The sequence below is a fragment of the Arthrobacter sp. LT660 genome, assembly GCF_056172845.1.
In genome coordinates, this window is the sequence record NZ_CM149651.1 from 2,257,162 (window position 1) to 2,275,174 (window position 18,013).

Annotated in this window: 16 protein-coding genes and 1 tRNA gene; 3 read left to right on the forward strand and 14 right to left on the reverse strand. The window is 69.5% G+C overall.

Annotated elements, in window-relative coordinates:
* Positions 1–11: 11 nt before the first annotated feature.
* Entirely contained in the window at positions 12–2,360 is a 2,349-nt protein-coding gene (locus AC0QSG_RS10420; RefSeq protein ID WP_475375304.1) for an HNH endonuclease signature motif containing protein, read from the reverse strand.
* Between the two features lie 326 nt (positions 2,361–2,686).
* On the reverse strand, positions 2,687–3,001 hold the full coding sequence (locus AC0QSG_RS10425) for a hypothetical protein (protein ID WP_475375305.1): 315 nt from the start codon (positions 2,999–3,001) through the stop codon (positions 2,687–2,689).
* A gap of 125 nt (positions 3,002–3,126) precedes the next feature.
* Between AC0QSG_RS10425 and AC0QSG_RS10430 the strand changes: the two genes are divergently transcribed.
* Positions 3,127–3,687: a hypothetical protein gene (locus AC0QSG_RS10430; RefSeq protein WP_475375306.1), complete on the forward strand. Its 561-nt coding sequence runs from the start codon at positions 3,127–3,129 to the stop codon at positions 3,685–3,687.
* Between the two features lie 27 nt (positions 3,688–3,714).
* Positions 3,715–4,368, forward strand: a complete 654-nt coding sequence (locus tag AC0QSG_RS10435; protein WP_435728161.1) for a sensor histidine kinase — start codon at positions 3,715–3,717, stop codon at positions 4,366–4,368.
* On the opposite strand, the gene lepB is transcribed toward AC0QSG_RS10435, so the two are convergent.
* The 10 genes from lepB to AC0QSG_RS10485 all read right to left on the reverse strand — a co-directional run bounded on the left by lepB (position 4,337) and on the right by AC0QSG_RS10485 (position 14,802).
* Positions 4,337–4,813 (reverse strand): signal peptidase I, encoded by a 477-nt coding sequence (gene lepB / locus AC0QSG_RS10440; RefSeq protein ID WP_475375307.1) that lies wholly within the window; start codon positions 4,811–4,813, stop codon positions 4,337–4,339. The two genes, AC0QSG_RS10435 and lepB, sit on opposite strands and share 32 nt — an antisense overlap.
* Positions 4,798–6,405, reverse strand: coding sequence for a multicopper oxidase family protein (locus AC0QSG_RS10445; protein WP_475375308.1), 1,608 nt, complete (start codon positions 6,403–6,405; stop codon positions 4,798–4,800). The genes lepB and AC0QSG_RS10445 overlap by 16 nt, the downstream gene beginning before the upstream one ends.
* A 93-nt stretch (positions 6,406–6,498) precedes the next feature.
* On the reverse strand, positions 6,499–7,869 hold the full coding sequence (locus AC0QSG_RS10450; protein ID WP_475375309.1) for a sensor histidine kinase: 1,371 nt from the start codon (positions 7,867–7,869) through the stop codon (positions 6,499–6,501).
* Positions 7,862–8,485 carry a response regulator gene (locus AC0QSG_RS10455; RefSeq protein WP_475375310.1) on the reverse strand — a complete coding sequence of 208 codons (624 nt, stop codon included), beginning with the start codon at positions 8,483–8,485 and terminating at the stop codon, positions 7,862–7,864. The genes AC0QSG_RS10450 and AC0QSG_RS10455 overlap by 8 nt, the downstream gene beginning before the upstream one ends.
* 192 nt (positions 8,486–8,677) lie before the next feature.
* Positions 8,678–9,667 carry an AfsR/SARP family transcriptional regulator gene (locus AC0QSG_RS10460; protein ID WP_475375311.1) on the reverse strand — a complete coding sequence of 330 codons (990 nt, stop codon included), beginning with the start codon at positions 9,665–9,667 and terminating at the stop codon, positions 8,678–8,680.
* Between the two features lie 237 nt (positions 9,668–9,904).
* Positions 9,905–11,932 carry an Ig-like domain-containing protein gene (locus AC0QSG_RS10465; RefSeq protein WP_475375312.1) on the reverse strand — a complete coding sequence of 676 codons (2,028 nt, stop codon included), beginning with the start codon at positions 11,930–11,932 and terminating at the stop codon, positions 9,905–9,907.
* Between the two features lie 399 nt (positions 11,933–12,331).
* Positions 12,332–12,404, reverse strand: a tRNA-Ala gene (locus AC0QSG_RS10470).
* A 130-nt stretch (positions 12,405–12,534) separates the two neighbouring features.
* Positions 12,535–13,983 carry a phytoene desaturase family protein gene (locus AC0QSG_RS10475; protein WP_475375313.1) on the reverse strand — a complete coding sequence of 483 codons (1,449 nt, stop codon included), beginning with the start codon at positions 13,981–13,983 and terminating at the stop codon, positions 12,535–12,537.
* Entirely contained in the window at positions 13,983–14,504 is a 522-nt protein-coding gene (locus AC0QSG_RS10480; protein ID WP_475375314.1) for a hypothetical protein, read from the reverse strand. Before AC0QSG_RS10480 ends, AC0QSG_RS10475 begins: the two co-directional genes overlap by 1 nt.
* A 64-nt stretch (positions 14,505–14,568) precedes the next feature.
* The gene (locus tag AC0QSG_RS10485) at positions 14,569–14,802 is read right to left on the reverse strand and encodes a helix-turn-helix domain-containing protein (RefSeq protein ID WP_475377303.1); all 234 of its coding nucleotides are present in this window, start codon (positions 14,800–14,802) and stop codon (positions 14,569–14,571) included.
* Positions 14,803–15,183: 381 nt separating this feature from the next.
* Here AC0QSG_RS10485 and AC0QSG_RS10490 point away from each other — a divergent pair, with 381 nt between their 5' ends.
* On the forward strand, positions 15,184–15,663 hold the full coding sequence (locus AC0QSG_RS10490; protein WP_475375315.1) for an Lrp/AsnC family transcriptional regulator: 480 nt from the start codon (positions 15,184–15,186) through the stop codon (positions 15,661–15,663).
* Between the two features lie 32 nt (positions 15,664–15,695).
* On the opposite strand, the gene AC0QSG_RS10495 is transcribed toward AC0QSG_RS10490, so the two are convergent.
* Positions 15,696–17,165, reverse strand: a complete 1,470-nt coding sequence (locus AC0QSG_RS10495; RefSeq protein ID WP_475375316.1) for an SDR family oxidoreductase — start codon at positions 17,163–17,165, stop codon at positions 15,696–15,698.
* The gene (locus tag AC0QSG_RS10500; protein WP_475375317.1) at positions 17,162–17,998 is read right to left on the reverse strand and encodes a tryptophan-rich sensory protein; all 837 of its coding nucleotides are present in this window, start codon (positions 17,996–17,998) and stop codon (positions 17,162–17,164) included. The genes AC0QSG_RS10495 and AC0QSG_RS10500 overlap by 4 nt, the downstream gene beginning before the upstream one ends.
* Between the last annotated feature and the right edge of the window lie 15 nt (positions 17,999–18,013).

Consider the following 18,013-nt stretch of genomic DNA (forward strand, 5'->3'; position numbering starts at 1 on the left):
ACGATCCTGAATCAGAACGGTGGTTCGTCGTCGTTGACGGCGCCGTTGGGTTGCCCGGGCCCCGGCTCCGGTTCTGGGTCCGGTGGAGGGGGCTGGCTGGTGTCGGTTTTTTGGCGGAGTTCGGCCAGTGATCGTCGCCAGGATTCTTCGGCTTCGGCTTCGGGTTGGTGCTCGGTTCGGATTCCGCCGTTGTGGGGGTCCGGGCGACCGTCGCTTCGGCCGCCGGGTGGCGGGGGTGGTTTGGTGGTTTGCCAGGGGATTTCGGTGTCGGTGTTGTAGGTGAATCCGGCCGGCGAGGTGTGGGTGATGGAGCCGTTTCCGGTGGTGAGGGTTTGCCAGAGTCCGACGGTTTTCATCTTGTGGTGTTTGGGGCAGCGCGGGGCGAGGTTGTCCAGGTCGGTGGTTCCGCCGTCCTGCCATTCGGTGATGTGGTCGTTTTCGGAGTCCACGCGCGTGCAGCCGATGTGGGTGCAGTAGGGGTCCCGGGCGGTGAGCATCCGGCGCATCGGTTCGGTGGGTCGGTAGCGGGCCCGTCCCATGGCGACGATCGCGGTGCCGTCGGGGGAGGCGTAGAGCGTCGCCCACGTCGCGGCAAGCCGGGCCAGGTGCAGTGCGGCGCCGGGGTCGATCGGGCCGTATCCGGCCAGTTCGCACACCTCGGGACCGCCACCGGGAACCCCGCCGGATCCCGCACCTGGTCCCGCGCCGGGTCCCGCGCCGGGTTTGGCGCCGTCCGCCGGGTCGGCGTCTGCGGCCGCGGCGTCCGGATCGCCGGTCTCGGTGGCCGTGGTGTCCGTGGTGGTTGTTTCGTTTGCCGTGGCCGGTCCGTCCGCGGTTTCGGCGTCCGGGGTCGTTTCAGACGCCCTGGCAGGGGCCGTGGCCGTGTCCGGACCGCTGTCCTGCGCCGGGCGGGTGCCCGCCGGGATGTCCGCGGCGCCACCCCCGCGGGTTCCTTCGCCGCCGACCGCCCCATCAGCCCCGCACGCCCCGACACCCCGCTCGTGGGCGACGGCAGCGCCGTCACCACCGTCGGCGGCCCTGTCGCCGGCGGCGTCTGCGCCATGGACGGCCCCGCCGCCGGCAGCGTCCCTGCCCCCGAACGACGCTCCGTCCCTGCCGCCTCGATCGCCAGGCGGGGCCGTCCCGGCCGTGCGGTGGGGAGGAAAGCCGGTGGGGCGGCCAGCGCCGCCAACGCCGACGGCGCCGGAGGGAGCGCCCGTGGCGTCCGCGCCGTCCGCGCCGTCGGCGTCGTCGGCGTCGTCGGTGGCGCCCGCGCTATCGGCGTTCCCGGCGTCGTCCGTGGCGTCCGTGGCGTCCATGGCGTCCATGGCGGCGAGGGTGGTTTCCAGGAGGGTGCCGGCGTCGCCGGTGAGGACGTCGTGCGGGAGCAGGACCATGATCTCGGCCTTGATGTTCGCCCACGTGTCCCCGTCCTCGGTGCCCAGCACCAGGGCGGCCAGGACGTCGGCGCGCAGCTGCGCCATGGTCCGCTCCTCGCCCTGGACGCGGTGCAGGGTCGTGGCGATGCGTTGGATCCGGTCCATCATCGCCACCGCGTCCACCGCGTGGAGCTCGGCGTGCATCCGAGACCTCCCGTCCGTTCCGGGTTCGACCCAGACCCCGCGCTTTTCCCCGGCGGCCTTCACCCGCTCCCGCAGCACCCCCGGACCCATCTTCGCCTGCACCCGCCGGGCCTTCTTCCCCAAATCCGCCGGGGTGCGTCCGGGGGCGAAGGCCAGCAGCTCGGCCTCCAGCCAGTCCCGCTGCGCCTCCATCAACTCCACCTCCGCCGCCACGTCCCGCCGGTACCGCTCCACCACGGCCGGGTCCGCCCCGTTCCCCGGAGGGGGGACCGCGGCGGGCTGGACGGCCTCGCAGGCCTCCAGGATCACCCGCAGGTGCCCGAACCCCAGCTCCCCGTTCCCCAGCGCGGTAAGGGACGCCTTCCGGTGGGTGGTGAGCTCGATCGCGTGGGCGACGCGCGCCTGCATCGTCGCCTCGGACGTTCCGGTCGCCGGGGCCAGTTCGGTCGCCGCGGCCGCCGTCGCCCACCAATCCACCTTCGGGTCCGTCTCGGCGAACTCCGCGCGCAACCGCTCCGCCCACGGCCGGTAGACGCCCCGGGAGGTCCTGGCCAGTTCGGTGAGCTCCGCCAACCGCTCGCGGTGGACCGCCTCCACGGCCGCGGCCCGCAACCGCACCTCGTCCGCGTCCAGCCCCGCACGCCGCCGGGCGCCCTCGCGGGTCAGCAACACCGCCTCCTCCAACGTCAGCGCCCCCGGATCCACCACCCGCAACCGCCCACCCACGAACAACGCATGCTCCGCCGACACGCCCTCCACCGCCTCGACCGGCTCCACCAACCCCGTCCCGCCAGGCTCCCCGGCAGACCCCGAATGCCGGGCGGAACCGGAATCCGCGGAATCCGCCGCGCCACCCGCGGACCCGGTGGATGCGGAGCCTTCGGACCCGCCAGGGCCCGGGACCGCGCCCCGCGCGTCCCCCCGGCCACTCTCCGAATCCCGCTTCCCGTCCATACACCAACACTAGAAAACAGATACGACAAAATAGACCCCAAGACACCATTTGGGGAAAAGAGATGCTAATTTTGCGGTGAAGACTAACTGTGGGGGAGTCGACCACCTCTCGAACCGAACGCCGAACGTTCAGCTCCGGCTGTCATCCCCTACGAACGTTCGCCAATCCACTGCGACTTTTCATCCTCATGCTCGCGCGCTCCGGAGGGGTGGCCCGGATGGCGTTCCATCCAGGCCGACTTTTCGTCCAACATCTCGGCGACCACGGACCACGTGTCGATACCCGACGGCGGATTGACACCCGCCGCACGGGCCATCCGTCGGCGCTGCGCCGCACCGCAGGCCACCAGCTCGTCGCCATCGATCCCCCGGTCCCACAACCAACGGGCGAGCACCGTCGCCTTAACCAGACGGTTGGCGGCAGCTTTTTCCGAGTGCCTGAACGGGTCGGGTTTCTCTGCCATGCTGTCCATTCTCCGTCACCCGTTCGGCCATCCGCACAGCGACCTGTTCGGCCCCCGGTTCCCCCACCGGCACGCGGCCACAACCCGGTCAGGGTTTCCACATGGTCGCCGGGTCAGAATGTCCCATGAACCTCTTGGACGACGCGCATGTTCCCTCGCTGGGCTCCGAATCGGCACGCGGCGGTCCCTGGTACGCCACAACGCAGCGCTGGGTGCTGCCCGTGGCGCTGCTGGCCGTTCTGGGCACCGGCATCGGCGCGCTCCACGTCGCCAACGACGAGGCGCCGGCCACCATGCTGGGCGCATCCAGCGCCGTCGACGGCGGACTGGCCCGGATCAACGGGATCGTCCCCCTGGAAACGGACGGCTGGGAACCCCCGTCCGGCGTCGCGCTGCCCGGCACCGCCCGAGCGGGCGCCCACCGCGTCCGCGTGCTGCTGGAGTTGACCGCCCTGGACGCGGACGGCCTCGAGTTCGAGGCGTCCGACTACCGGATTCGGCATGTGGGTCCGGACAAACCAAGGCCCCTGTGGTCGTCCCCGGCGGAGCGGCAGATCGGACAGGGCGGCAACATCCACGCGACCCTGATCTTCGAGATTCCGGACCGCGCCATCGAACTCGTTCTCGACGGCCCCGGCGACATGCGGCTGTCCCTCGGCACGGGACACCACTCCGGCGGACGCTGAACGCACAAGGAACAGGAGGTCCGGACGGTGCATACATACCCCTATCCGAGCGCGGACCTCTCCGCGTTGGAGCAGGCGCGCGTGGTTCGCGACCTCCGCGGCGACGTCATCCAGGTTCTGGCCGGCCTCGCCTATGCCCTCGAGGCCGAGGAGGCCGCCGCAGGTCGAGGCAACCAGCCCGGGCTCCTGGCGCCGGCGCACACGGTGCTCACGGAGAGCATCGAAAAACTCCAGTCGCTGTCCGACTCCTTGCGCACCCCGGATCTCGGCCGCGTAGGCCTCCCCGAGACCCTGGCGCGTCTCACGGACTCCCTCACCGTGGATGGTGGCGTCCGCGCGGCCCTGACCGTGCGGGACGCGCAGGGCCTTGGACCCGAACGCTCCCGCGCGTGCTACCGGGTGGCGCGCGAGGCGCTTTCCAACATCGCCCGGCACGCTCGTGCGGGGAACGTCTGCGTCGCGGTCACCTGTCGGGACGGCCAAACGGTCCTGACCATTCGGGACGACGGCGTCGGGTTCGACGCCGACGCCGTTCCGGCCGAGGGCCGGCTGGGCCTGCGCATCATGGGCGTCGCCGCCGCCACAGCCGGAGGAGTTGTCCACATCCGGTCGTCGTTGTGCGGTGGAGGCACGTGCGTCTCGGCCGTCTTCACGGGCGCGGAACCAGCACCGTGGAGGTGATGGCGGAGACCGGCACGCTGCCGAATTCCCTGGAGTCGATGGACGCCGCCCGGTTGTCGCCCAAGAGGAACACGTGGCCGTCGGGAACCTCGACCGGTCCGAAATACGTCGCGTCGATACGGCTGGCGTCAACGCCGGGTTCGCGCACGGTCAGCCCGTCGACGACGAGCAGGCCATCGCGGATGGCGACGCTTTGACCGCCCACCGCCACCACGCGCTTGAGCGCGCGGCCGCCGTCGTCCGGGACCTCGAAGACAACCAAGCGCCCGACGGCGATGCCGCCGAGGGACGGACCCAGGCTGAACGTCAGGACCGTACTCCCCACCGGAACCGCGGGCTCCATGCTGTCCGACGCGACCGTCACCGGCGCGAACACCCAGAGGCGAAGCGCCAGGACCAGCGCGAACACGCCGAGCGCGACGCCGGTTTTCAGTCGGCGTCCCATTGCGGCGCCGCGGCCAGGATCGGGTCGTTCACGTCGGGGTCGCTCTCCTTGAGGCCGACGCGGAACTGCACCATCATGTCGTGGTCCTCGTGCGGAAGGTTGTGGCAGTGCACCATGTAGCGGCCCTTGTGGGGACCGAACTTCATGAGCACCCTGACCTTCTCGCCCTCCCCGATGTAGACGACGTCCTTCGGACCCTGTTCGTAGGCGAACGCGGGACGGCCGTTGCGGCTGAGGACCTTGAAATCGACCAGGTGGATGTGGACCGGGTGGAACCACCCGCCGGACTTGTTCTCGATCTCCCAGATCTCCGTCGCCCCGAGCGCGACGTCGGCGAAGACCTTCTTGTAGCCGCTGGCGATGACGTCCTGCCAGCCGGTGCCGTTGATGGTCCAGAGGTTGGTGTCGTCGTCGCGCTGCACGCGCATGTAGCGCTTCTTGGTCGCGTCCCCCTCCTTCAGCGCCATCACCTCGTTGGCAACATCCAGGTCCGTGGGGATCCGGTTCCACGTGGGATCGGCTGTGTCCACGGGGGCGTCGATCACGTCGAAGGCCATGATCTTGTTCGTGTGTTCGTAGTCGACATTGTTCTTGTTCGAGAGGTTGTTCAGCACCACCCGCTGCCCCGTCGCATACCTGCGGAAGTCGATGAGCACCTCGTAGCGTTCGGCTCCGCCATGGCGCCATGACGCAACGCCCTGCGAACGGGGCATCAACCCCCCGTCGGTCGCGACCATCACCATCGGGTCGCCGGTGCTGAGCCTCGGCCGGAGCGAGCGCGAGATGCAGCAGTTCAGGATGCGGAACCGGTAGACGCGCTTCTGGACCTTCATGACCGGCCACGGCCTCCCGTTCACCAGGATGACGTCGCCCCACAGGCCGGAGTGGGAGTTGTCGTCGTAGCCCAGCGTCCCGTCCGCGGCGAACATGGCATCGGAGATCGTCAGTCCGACGTCGAATTCGCCCTGTGGTAGCAGCCTGCGCTCTTGCGGATCATGCATGCGGTACTGCGCCGCCAAACCCGAATAGGCGTTCTGCGCCGTGAAGTGCACCCCGTGGTCGTGGTACCAGAGCGTCCTGGCCGGCTGGAAGTTCGGATAGCGGTAGTCCTTCTGGAAACCCGGGTTGGTGACGTCGGATGCGTAGCCGTCGTATTGCGGCAGCGATGCCGATCCGTGCAGGTGGGTTGATGTCGCCAGCACGTGCCCGTCGCGCGGATCCGTCGCGGGCAGCTTGTTGCGCACGCGCAGCACGGCCTTGGTGCCGCGTTCGACGCTGATCGTCGGCCCCGGAAAGATGCCGTTGTAGCCGAGGATCGGGGTCTGCAGGCGGGGCAGGATCTGTGCCATTGCCTGCTGTTCGACCACCGAGTAGTAGTTGACCGGCGCGCCGTCCACCGGGTCGATTCCCGTCGAGCTCGGCCGCAGCGAAGGGGCCTGGACGAAAGCCGCCCGGAACGGCCGCGGCATCTCGGAGTCCTTCAGCCTGCTGGCGGATTTCGCATCGACCGTGTCCCAAGGCACCGCCGCTGCTCCCATGCCGACGACCCCCAAGCCGCCCAACAGAAGGACTTTCCTTCTCGAAATATTCATCTTCTCCCCGCTCCTTACGCCCCCCGCGCTTCCCCAGCCACGGTCAGCATGCTCCTCGGTTCTTGGGAAAAACTTGACCACCATTTGACAGGCTCAGTTCGGCGCGGAAACGGGCACGACGGCGGGGCGTCCGGCCGCGTCGTTTGCGACGGTGGCGGTCACGGTTGTTCCGCGTCCGGGTTCGGACCGGACCTCCAGCGTCCCGTCGGCCGCTGCGGCGATATCCCGCATGATGCGCAGGCCGAGGTGTCCCCGGGGTGACTCGGTGTGCGGGTCGAAGCCCACGCCGTCGTCGTGCACGGTCAAAACGGTGTTCCCGCCGGTCGCGGCGAGGGACACGTCGACATTGGAAGCGCCGGCGTGCTTGGCCGCGTTGGCGATCGCCTCGCGCGCGACGCGGTGGAACATGGTGGCCCGTTCGTTGGAGAGCACCTTGATCACTGGCACGTTCAGCGTCACGCCCGTGCCGCTCGCGGCGAGCGAATCCGTGAGGGCGGCGATGGCCTCGGGCAGGGCATCGCCGTCGAGCGTGGGCGAATAGAGGGACGAGGTGATGCCGCGCAGTGTTCGGATGCTGTTGCGCAGGATGGCGTGCGGCGGCGAAACCACCCCGACGTTTCCGCCATGAGCGGTAATGTCGTCCGCCTCCAACGCGTAGGAAAGCCCGGAGAGCTCTTGGATGACGTCGTCGTGGAGGTCGCGTGCCAGCCGGGAGCGCTCCAACTCCCCCGCGTCCACCGCGTGCTGCAGCAGCCGGCGCCGGTCCAGTTGGTGCGACTGCACGCGCCGCGCCAGCTGGATGGCCGGGAAGAGCTGTGCCGCCTGGAGCGCCACCAGGGCCAGCAGGATGGTTGGCGCCGTCGTCAACAGCACGGAGGCCTGCTCCCGGCGGACCACGTCGTCGTCGAAATACGCCTCGAAAATCAACGGTTGGCCCGTGACCGACGAGGACGCCACATAGACCTCCACGAGTTCGCCCTCGTGCGACTCGAATTCGTTCTCGAGCTCCAGCTGGCTCTCGATGCTGGCGGTCGCAGGACCGCCACCGAGGAGTTGCTCCGCCCAGTCCTCCAGCTCGAACGTCTGGCCGATCAGCTCTGTCTGGTCCGAATAGACGATCCGTCCGTCCGCGGTCCACACCTTGATGCGGCGGATTGCCTCGTCGTCCACCCATGGCGCGAGTCGCTCCTCCATGGACCGCAGGGCCTCCGGCTCCGCTGCCAGCAGGTTCTCTGTAACCAGCGGACCGATCGCGTAGTCCGCGAGCCGTTGCGTCATGTCTATGGCGTTGTCCAGCGCATGGTCCTCCGCGACGGCGCGGATCCACAGGACAACGGGCGTGGCGACCACCACGAGAACGAGGAGTCCGGCCACGAGGAAGCGGTAGACGGCGGACCGCACCGTCGGTTGTCGGCGCGGAACGCGGCCCTCGAATTCGTTCTTCGGCGGCGCGGGCCTAGGCATTGTGCGCCGCGGGAAGAAGACCCATCCTGGAAGCCGTGACCACGGCTTCGAGTTGCGAGTGGACGCCGAGCTTCGAGTGGATCGCCTTGATGTAACCGCGACAGGTATGGGTGGAGATTCCCAGGCGGGCGGCATTGGTGCGCACGTCTCCGCCGCCGGCCATCAGCCGCAGGACGTCCAGCTCGCGGCGCGTCAAAACGCCGGCCGACGCCGACCGCCGATTCGCACGGCTTCTCGCCTGGGCCAAAAGTGCCGGGTGAACCACCATGGTTCCGCCGCGGGCCCGCCGCAACGTGTCCAGCATGGTCGAAAGGGACCCGTCCTTTGGCAGAAAACCGCAGATCCCGAGCTCCGCCGCGCGCTCCAACGCATCCGGTGTTGGGTCCCCGGTTAACATCACGATGCACGCCTCCGGGTAGGCGGACAGGATACGCTCCGCGCATTCGAGCCCGTTGCCGTCGGGCAGGTGGTAGTCCATAACCACCATGTCCGGGCGGAGCTCCAGGCACAGCCGCACGCCGTCCTCGACGGTTTTGGCAATGCCGAGACACCGCAGGTCGGGTTCCCGGCCCAACGCGCCGATCAATAGCTCGGCAAACGTGGTGTGGTCATCCACCACCACAATGCTCATTGTTTGCGGCGCTGCCGCCGTGTCCACGACCATGAGAAGTCCCCCGGCATCGATTCCCCAAACCGTTGCCCCACCCCAAGCGGAGCAACGAGTGCCCTCAGTATCCACCGCGCGGGGAGAACCGCATAGGGCGGGCGACCAGTTATTGACGATAATTTTCTGTGGAACGGGGAATCCTCACGCCACCGCCATGGCGCGCTGCAGATAGCGTCGGACGACGACGCCGGCTTCCTGGAAGTCCCGCCACGCCGAGCTCCCCGCGCGCGTCCCCGACTCGCCGTCGTCCGCGCCGTTGCCGACCCCACCGGCGCTCATGCGGTCCTGGAGCGTCAACAACGCCGCGAGGACGTCGCCGAACTCGCTCTGGGCTTCTGCCGTCGCCTTGAGCATCCGCGCCTGGGCGTCGCGCAGCACCGGTCCCGGCGCGCAACCGAGTTCGTCGGACAGCAAGCGCCGGCAGCTCTCGTACGTGCGCAGGCCCTCCACGGGCCGTCCTGCGCGTTCGCTGGACAGGACCAAAACGGTCCACGCGCTTTCGTTCAGCGGCTCGGCGTCGATGACCGCATGCGCCCAGCCTGCCGCCTCGTCCAGCTTGCCGAGCCCCAGCGCCGTCTCCGCGGCGAGGACGCGCGCGGCGGTGGTCCGAGAGGCGTGGAAGTGGCGCTCGCTCTCCGCCCAGTTGGGCAGGAACTCATTGCCGAGCAGCGGGCCCGTCGCGAGCGCGAGGGCTTCCGTCAGCAGTCCGTAGGCCACGGCGGGTTCGGAATGCTCGGCCGCGTGGAGCCGGGTCTCGAACCGGTCCAGGTCCAAGTCGACCCACGCGCGGTCCAGCACGTAGCCGCCAGTGGTGGTGCGCAGCGGACCCGACTTGCCCATCCCCGGCTGGAGCCGCCTTCTCAAGACGCTGACGTAGCTCTCCAGGGTGGACACCGCCGCGTTCGGCGGTTCACCCTCCCAGAGCAGTTCGATCAGTCTCGACTTCGAGACCGGTCGTCCCAGCTGCAGCAGCAGGATCTCCAGGATCTGCCGGCATTTGGGCCCTCCGAGCTCCTGCGATCCCAAGACTTCTTCTCCCCGGCGCACCCCAAGCGTGCCGATGATCTGCGCGGACAGTCGTGCCTGCGGCACGGTTGTTGTCTGGCCTCGCACCCCAATGATCGATTCCATGACTCCCCCTCCTCCAAGTGCCTCCATCCTGCCGGGCGGCCCGGAGAGCGGTAAGCCCCGCTTGGGGGGTGGGACACCCCAAAAGTGGGGGGTGCCCGTGGATGTCGGTTGCAATTGGCGGTGTCATACAGAGGCCGCCTGCACCACCCGGTGGGCGTGGGACAGACGGCTTCTGGTTGTGTCTGCGGATGGCTTGCGGTCGGTGCCCTGTGGCGGTGGCCGCAGGGCACCGGGCTGTCATCTCACGGTCGTGAAGATCCAGCTTCCGGTGCGCAGCGGGGTTCCCTGCGTGTCACGAATGGCGGTGCTGCCCCCCACCAAACGGGCGATGTAGCGTGTGCCTCTGGCGAGGTTGACGGCCGGGTTCAGTGTTGCTGTTCTCGTCGTGGCGTTGTAGCTGCCGGTTCCTCGGATAGCGGCGCCAGTCGTCGCGTTCCTCAGCGTGAACGTGGTGGCGCTAACTCCGACGACGGCTTCGCTGAAGGTGGCTGTGACGTTGCCCGCCACCGCTACCTGCACCGCGTTGACGGCCGGCGTGCGCTTGATGACGCGTGGTGCAGCCGTGGTCGTGAACTTCCAACTGGTCGATGCGAGCGGACGGTTCGCCAAGTCTCGTATGCCTGTCGGTCCTCCGATGAGCGACGCCGTGTAGACGGTGTTCGGTAGGAGGGCCGCCGTCGGGTTGATCGTGGCCCAACGCGACAGGTGGCTGTAGGTCACCGTTGCGGGAATCACGGTTCCTGCGGGGTTTTTCAGCGTAAAGGTCCTCGTGGAAGCGCCCTGGATGAACTCGTTGAAGCGGACCGAAACGTTAGCACCGGTCCCCACATTCGTTGCGTTGACCGCGGGCGTGCGCGTTGATATCACCGGCGCAACGGTGTCGGCGCTCCCGATCCGAACCGTACGGCTGGCGATCGCGCCCACGTTCCCGGCGATGTCCACCGAACGGACGTCAAACACGTACGTGCCGTTGACCTGTGCGTCATACGTCTTGGCCGCCGCGCAGTTCTGTTCCCACGCGGAATTGCTGGGCAACAGCCGGCACTGGAACGTCGCCCGCGCCTCGTTGGCCCGGGAATTCAGCGTCGGTGTGTTGTCCAGGCTCGGCGTTGACGGGTACGGGGCCACGATGCTCGTCACCGGCGCCACCGTGTCCACTGTCGTGGTGAGCGTCGGAGAGGTCAGGTTCGCGGTCCGGGCCTGGACGCGGTGGATGCCGCTGGTCAGGGCCGTCGGGAGGCGGAGCGAGTACGTGCCTCCGGCCGTGGCGACCCCGGAGACCGCCGGCGTCGTCGAGCCGTCCACCAGGAGTTGCACGGTGGTGCCAGCCGCCGCGGTGCCGGTGAAGGTCGGTGTGGCGCTGCGCGTGATGTTGTCCGTGTTCGAGCGGCCGGTGTCGCTGGCCACCGTCAGGTCCGGTGTGCTCGGCGCGCCGTCGCTGCCCGTGAACAGCAGGCCCTGGACGGTAAAGGTGCTGACGGTCAGCGTGTTGATGCCGGGGCCGCCCGCGTTGGGACCCGTCACGGTGACGAAGTTGTTGCCGGACGGTGCGCCGGTGACTTGGCGTGCCGTGTTGATGTCGCCGAGGGTTCCCGGGGCGGCGCCGACCTGGCGGAGGAACGACGCCGTGCTTCCCACGGTGTAGTCGCCGAGGAACGCCGCGCCCACCTGGTTCCAATCGCAGGGAGTGGTGGGGGTGGGCGCGCAGACGCCGGAGTCCAGGGTGGCCTTGATGCGGCCGCCGACTTTGGGATCCGCCTCTGCGGTGAAAGTGTGGACGCCGTAGGGGTGCGTCACCGTGTACGCCTGGCCGGCGACGAGGTTGTCGATGATGAAGCGCAGACGCCCGAAGCCGATCTGCTCGCCCGCTTTGACGACGTCGTTCGCGTGGGCGGCCTCGAGGGCCGCCTCGTAGAGGCCGAGGTTCCCTCCGCTCGCCTCGGCGGCGAACCAGAAGGCCTCCTCGGGGAAGTTGTCCGGGTAGGCAGCGGGAAGGTCCGGGTTGGGCGGCTCCGCGAGGCAGCCGGCGCCGGCCATGTAGCAAAGCTGCAGCTTCGCGGTGCCGTCGGAGAACCAGGTCGGATACCCGTTCTGCGGGTCGACCGGTCCGACGCCGGCCACGTTGGCCGAGGCCGGTCCGATGGCAAGCGGCACGAGCGCGGCCGCCAGCAGTGCGGTGGTGGCGAAGCCGGCGACCGACTTCCGGAACGGCAACAAGTTCGTGGGTGGCTCTGGGATTTCTAGGGCCCGTGCGCGGTTGAACATGATGACTCCTGCTGCAGGGTGTGCCCCCTCTAGGCCGAAGCGGCATCCCCGCCGCCTCGTGGCTCGATTTCTAGTCGGATTTCCCTATGAAAAACCTGTAGGGGGACGCCTCGCCATCCCGCGGCGCCGCACTGTGCCCGGACAGGGGAAACGCACGTCCGCGGCATGTTGGGGGCCAGTCGTGGACGTGCGGGATCCGGGCCCGCTGTGTGCAGAGCCACCACGGGCCCGGATCGTCTTCAGTGCCAACGAGCGGGGGGTCGACTCGGACTTTCTGAAGACAAGACGACCTTCTCCCGCCGAGCTTGGGGATACCTTGGTGTCCGACGCCGGGCCACGGCAAAAAGAAAAACCCCGTTGGATCCACCACCTGCGCGTGGATCCAACGGAGTTCGGCTGTGGAGCTTAGGGGAATCGAACCCCTGACCTTTTCATTGCGAACGAAACGCTCTACCAACTGAGCTAAAGCCCCGCGTCGCGGTTCCGGGGAAACGCAATATCCCTAAGGTTAGCGGCCAGCCGCCGCGCGGGCAAAAACGACCGGCGCATCCGCCGCAACGCCGCCCCGCAGGCGTGTTCCAGAGGCTCGTCCCGCGGCGCGGCTAGCGACGGGTCCTGGACAGGTCCCGCATGACGGCCCGTGCCGCGTTCCATCCGCCCATCCCGTGCACTCCCCCTCCGGGTGGCGTCGACGAGGAGCAGACGTACACCCCCGGGGTCCCCGTGTTATAGGGCCTCAGGGTGGGCACCGGCCGGAACACCTGCTGCAGGCCGGCCAGCGAGCCGCCGCCCACGTCCCCGCCCACCAGGTTCGGGTTCCACGATTCCAGTTCGCTCGGGCTGGTCTCCACGCGCCCGATGATCCGGTCCCTGAATCCGGGAGCGAACCGCTCGAGCTGGGCATCGATTCTCCCGCCCATGGGTTGCGTGCTGCCGTTGGGCACGTGCGCGTACGTCCACAGCACCTGCCTGCCCGCCGGCACCCGCGAGGGATCGGCGCCGGACTGCTGGCTGACCAGCACGAACGGTTTCACCGGCGGCCGGCCACTGTTCGACTCCCGCTCGGCGGCCACCAGTTCGTCCAGCGTCCCGGCCACGTGGACGGTTCCCGCGCCCGCCGTGCGCGGGTCCGACCACGGCACGGGGCCGTCCAGCAGGTAGTCGACCTTGAAGACGCCGGTCCCGTACTTCCATCGGCGCAGGTGCTTGCGGTACCGGTCCGTCAGCCCCGTTCCATCGAGCGCGAGCAGCTGCCGCGGCGTGAGGTCCAGCAGGACGGCGTCCGCCGTCGGCAGTTGCCGCAGGTCCGTGACTGGGGAGTCCGTGTGGATCGTCCCGCCGTTTTCCATCACGACGGCGGCCAGAGCGTCCGTGATCCGCTGCGTCCCGCCCTTGGCCACGGGCCACCCCGTGGTGTGCCCCAACCCTCCGAACACGACCCCGAACGCGGCCGTCATCGGGTGGCCCAGCGGCAGGGTCGAATGAGCGGCCGAACCGGCGAAGAGCGCGCGGGCCGCCTCGGTGCGGAACACGGCGCGCGCCAACAACGACGCGGGCCACGCAGCGCGGATCCCGAACGACGCCATGGTCAGCGGATGCGGCGGAACACCCACCAATGGAACCAGGAGGTTCTCCAGCGCCTCCCGAGGACGTTGCGTCACCGGTTGGTGGAGGCGGAGCCACGCCCGCGCGTCCACGCCGAGGCTTCGCGCGGTCTCCGCCGCGTCGCGGTGCAGGATCGCGGACGGCGCGCCAGGCAGCGGATGCGCCATCGGGTAGCGCGGATGGACCCACTCCAGTCCGTGCGCCTCCAGGCCGAGTTCGCGGAAGGCCGGGCTGCCGACGCCGAACGGGTGGGCTGCTGCGCCGAGGTCCGTGATGGTCCCCTCGCCGAGCACGTCCGCCGAGCGTGCGGCCCCACCGATGGTTCCGGCCTGTTCGAAGACGGTCACCCGCATCCCCGCGACGGCAAGTCTCGCCGCGGCGGCCAGGCCGTTCGGTCCGGCTCCCACGACGACGGCGGTGCCCTCCATGAGCTGGGTGCTCCCCACTACCTGTCGTCGCTGGCCGGCGGCATGAACCGCCGCCGGTACGTTTCGTTGTTGACGCCCCGGATCTGGCGCATCTGGTCCTCGGCCCGGCGCGCCAAGTCCGCCAGCAGCGCGGGATCGAGGCGCTTGTCCGCGTCGGCGAGCATGATCAGCGTCTCCCACATCATCCCCTTGGTGCGCACCATGCCCACCAGGACGTCGAGCTCCAACTGCGTCATGCCGGCTTTCTTGGAGCGCAGGATGTTCACCGGATTGAACCGGCCCACCGTGTTCGCCGCGAGCGTCAGCGCCTCCTTCACGGGACTCGGCCGGTAGCCGAGCGCCGCCATGATGCGCAGCAGGTCGCGCTTGTCGGCGTCGATCTGCTGCACCAGGTCCAGGAACACGGCGCGGTACTCGGTGCCGTCCCACGTGTCCGCGGCGGCCTTGAAGGCCTTCACTCCGGATTCGGACGCGAGCAGGTGCTCGTTAAGGTACGCGCTGTACAACTCGTGGTCGATGGTGGGGGTCTGCTCCGCCATGGGGGCCTTTCTCGATATGCCGGTGGGCTTGAACGCTACCGCCGCCGGACGCGCCGCAAAAGCCCTACGCGTCGTGGTCTTGTTCGACCGCGTCCCGTTCGGTTCCCTGGTCCACGGTGCCGCGCGACTCGCGGGCCGCGGAGTACTGCCGCTGGATGTACGCCTCGAGCTCGGCGCGCTCCACGCGCCACACGCCCCGGCCGCCGACCTTGATCGCGGGGAGGTCCCCGCTGCGCACGAGGGAACGGACCTGGGGCATGTTGACGTTCAGCTCCTCGGCCACATCCTCAAGACGCATGAATCTCATGATGACGAAGCTATCCCGACTTTCGGCCCCGATCCAGCCGGGACGCGCGAATGTGGACAAGCGAAGGGACCCGTGCGGCCGTGGCCGCGCGGATCCCTTCGCTTGTATGCTCATGTCGTTGCGGGCCTTGTGGGCCGTGCCGGGTCGCCGCGGGGTTGTCGCCGCGAACCGTCAACGAGCGGGTGTCGCGCTTGTGGCGCCGCCCCGCATCTGCGTCCAGTTAAGCAAGGATCGGTCATACCGCGCAATGGACTTGGGATTGACTGGTCAATATGCCTAGTCTTGAGAGAGTCGGGGTGTCCCCTCTGGTCACTCTGACCGGATTCGCAGTACACCCCCGACGCAACCGGGTGCGCCAGCCCAAGGAGACCCATGACCCCCGAAACGTACAAGCTCGACGAGACGGACCGGCGGATCCTCTCCGCCCTCGACGACGACCCGCGCATCCCCGTCATGATGCTGGCCCAGCGGCTGGGGCTCGCCCGCGGCACCGTGCAGTCGCGCCTCGAGAAGCTCGCGGGCTCCGGCGCGCTGCGCCCCAACAGCAGCCGCATCACACCGGCCGCGCTGGGCCGGGGGGTCTCGGCGGCCGTCAGCGCCGAACTGGACCAGTCCCAGCTGAACGAGGCCATCGAGGCCCTGCGGAAAATCCCGGAGGTGCTGGAGTGCTTCGCGCCCGCCGGGGACACCGACCTGCTGATCCGGGTGGTGGCGACGGACCCGGACGATCTCTACCGGGTCAGCGAGGAGATCCGCTTTTGCCCCGGCATCACCCGAACGTCCACGTCCATGTTCCTGCGCGAGGTCATCGGCTACCGGACCACGGGCCTGCTCGGCCTGCCCGCGCGGTAGATCCCGCCAGGGCCGCAGCGCGGTAGGTCCCGCTAGGCCGCCGCGCCCTCAGCCGCCGCCGTCACCCGGTCCACCATGGACTTGAAGATGACCCCGTGGAACGGAAGCACGGCCAGCCAGTAGGCCCGCCCCGCCAAACCGCGGGGGAAGAAGATGGCCCGCTGCCGGTAGACGCTGCCGCCGGCATCCGCCGGTTCCACGGACAGCTCCAGCCACGCTCCACCGGGGACCTTCATCTCCGCGCGCAGCAGGAGCGTCCGCCCCGGATCCAGCGATTCGACCCGCCACCAGTCCACGACGTCGTTGAACTGCAGCCGGTCCCGGCTGCGGCGTCCGCGCTCCAGCCCCACCCCGCCGGCCACCTTGTCCATCAGTCCGCGGACGGACCAGGCCAGGGGCAGCGAGTACCAGCCGTTCTCCCCGCCGATGCCCTCGATCACCTTCCACACCTGTTCCGGCGTCGCACTGGTCGCCCGTTCGCGCGCGTCGGTGAACACCGTGCGCCCGGCCCACTCCGGATCGCTCGGAAGCGGTTCGGCCGGTTCGCCGATCGCGTGGGCCGTGGCCCACGACGTCTCCACGGCGCCCGCCTCGATCTTGATCAGCGCCAATTCGACCGCCTTGAGGTAGCCGGTCGGGCCTCCCTCGGGTGGCGGGATCACGGCGTCGATTCCGCGTTCGCGGACCACGCAGTCGTGCTGCAGCGATTCGACGAGCGGGATAGCGAGGCTGCGCGGAATCGGCGTCACCAGATTCACCCACTGCGCGGCCAGCCACGGCGTCAACACCGGCAGCGCGACCACCAGCGGCTCGCGGAGCCCGGCCACGCGGGCGTAGCCGCGCATCATCTCGGCGTACGTCAGGACGTCCGGCCCGCCGACGTCGAACGTCCCGGACACCTCCGCCGGGACGTCGGCCGCGGCCGTCAGGTAGTGCAGCGCGTCGCGCACGGCGATGGGCTGGATCCGGTTCTCGACCCACCGCGGCGCGGGCATCACCGGAAGCACGTCGGTGAGGTGGCGCACCATCTCGAAGCTCGCGGATCCGGAGCCGATCACCAGGCCGGCCTGCAGCACCATGGTGGGCACGCCCGATCCCAGCAGGATCTCGCCCACCTCTGCGCGCGAGGCCAGGTGCCGGCTGAGTTCGCCGTCGGGGTGCAGCCCCGAGAGGTAGACGATCCGGCCGACTCCGGCATCGCGCGCGGCGGACGCCGTGTTCAGCGCGCACTTGCGTTCGGTGCGCTCGAAGTCGGTGGCGCCCGCGCCTCCCATGGAGTGCACCAGGTAGTAGACGACGTCGGCGCCCCCGACCAGCGCGGTCGCCGTTGCGGCGTCCTCGAGGGAACCCTCCACGACCTCGACGCCGGAGCCCCACGGCACGTCCCGCAGTTTGGAGCCGTCCCGGGTGAGCACGCGGACCGTGTGCCCGCGTTCGAGCAGGAGCGGCACCAGCCGCCCCCCGATGTAGCCCGTGGCGCCGGCGACGGCGACGAGGCTCACCGCCGCGTCCCGTGCATCACGGCGAGCCGCCGACTGTGTTCCGTCCGGGCCCGGGGCGTGCGGCGGGCCAGAAGGGTCGCGCCCACCATCAGCACGGCTGCCGCCCCTGCCGTCCAGGCGATCGGTTCGGAGACCGTTCCGCCATCGAGCCGTCCGACCGCGATCCACGCCAGTCCCCAGACGATGGCCCCGGCCGGCGCGAGGCGCCCGCCGGTGTAGAAGGCCAGCGCGGTGCCGGCGGCCACGGCGAGTGCCAACACGATTCCGGCGGCGACGGGCACGGGAAGACCGAACGCCGCGAACCCGAGGGACGCCAGCCAGGCGGAGACGTTGGCAACGGTCGCGACCACCACCCACCCGAGGTACAGCCCGAACGCGCCGTCGACGACGATCGCGTCCAGCGCGCTGCCGACGGGCCGGACCACGAGCAGGACCATGATGCGGGCCAGCACGGCGAGCAGGAGGAGCATGACCAGCACGCTTACGGCCAGCCATCCGGCCTGGACAACCCAGATCCAGGCGGCGTTGAGCACCGCGGAGGCCGCGGTCCATGGGCGGAGCGCGCGGTGCCGCTCCGAGCGCAGCCGGGAGGGCAGCAATTGGAGCGCCGCATAGACCACGAGTCCGGCGTAGACCACGCTCCAGATCGAGAACGCCCCACCGGCGGGCGCCAGGGGCGTGCCGTCGGCGGACAGCCAGCCGCCGGCCGCATCCTGGATGGGCGTTCCACCCAGCGCGCCGCTGCCGAGAAAGGCGAAGACTATCGAGGCCGCGACGCAGGCGGCAACCGCCCACGCCGCCGCTTTCCTACCCAGTGGCTCGCTGTGCCCCATGCCGCGCGCTCCGTT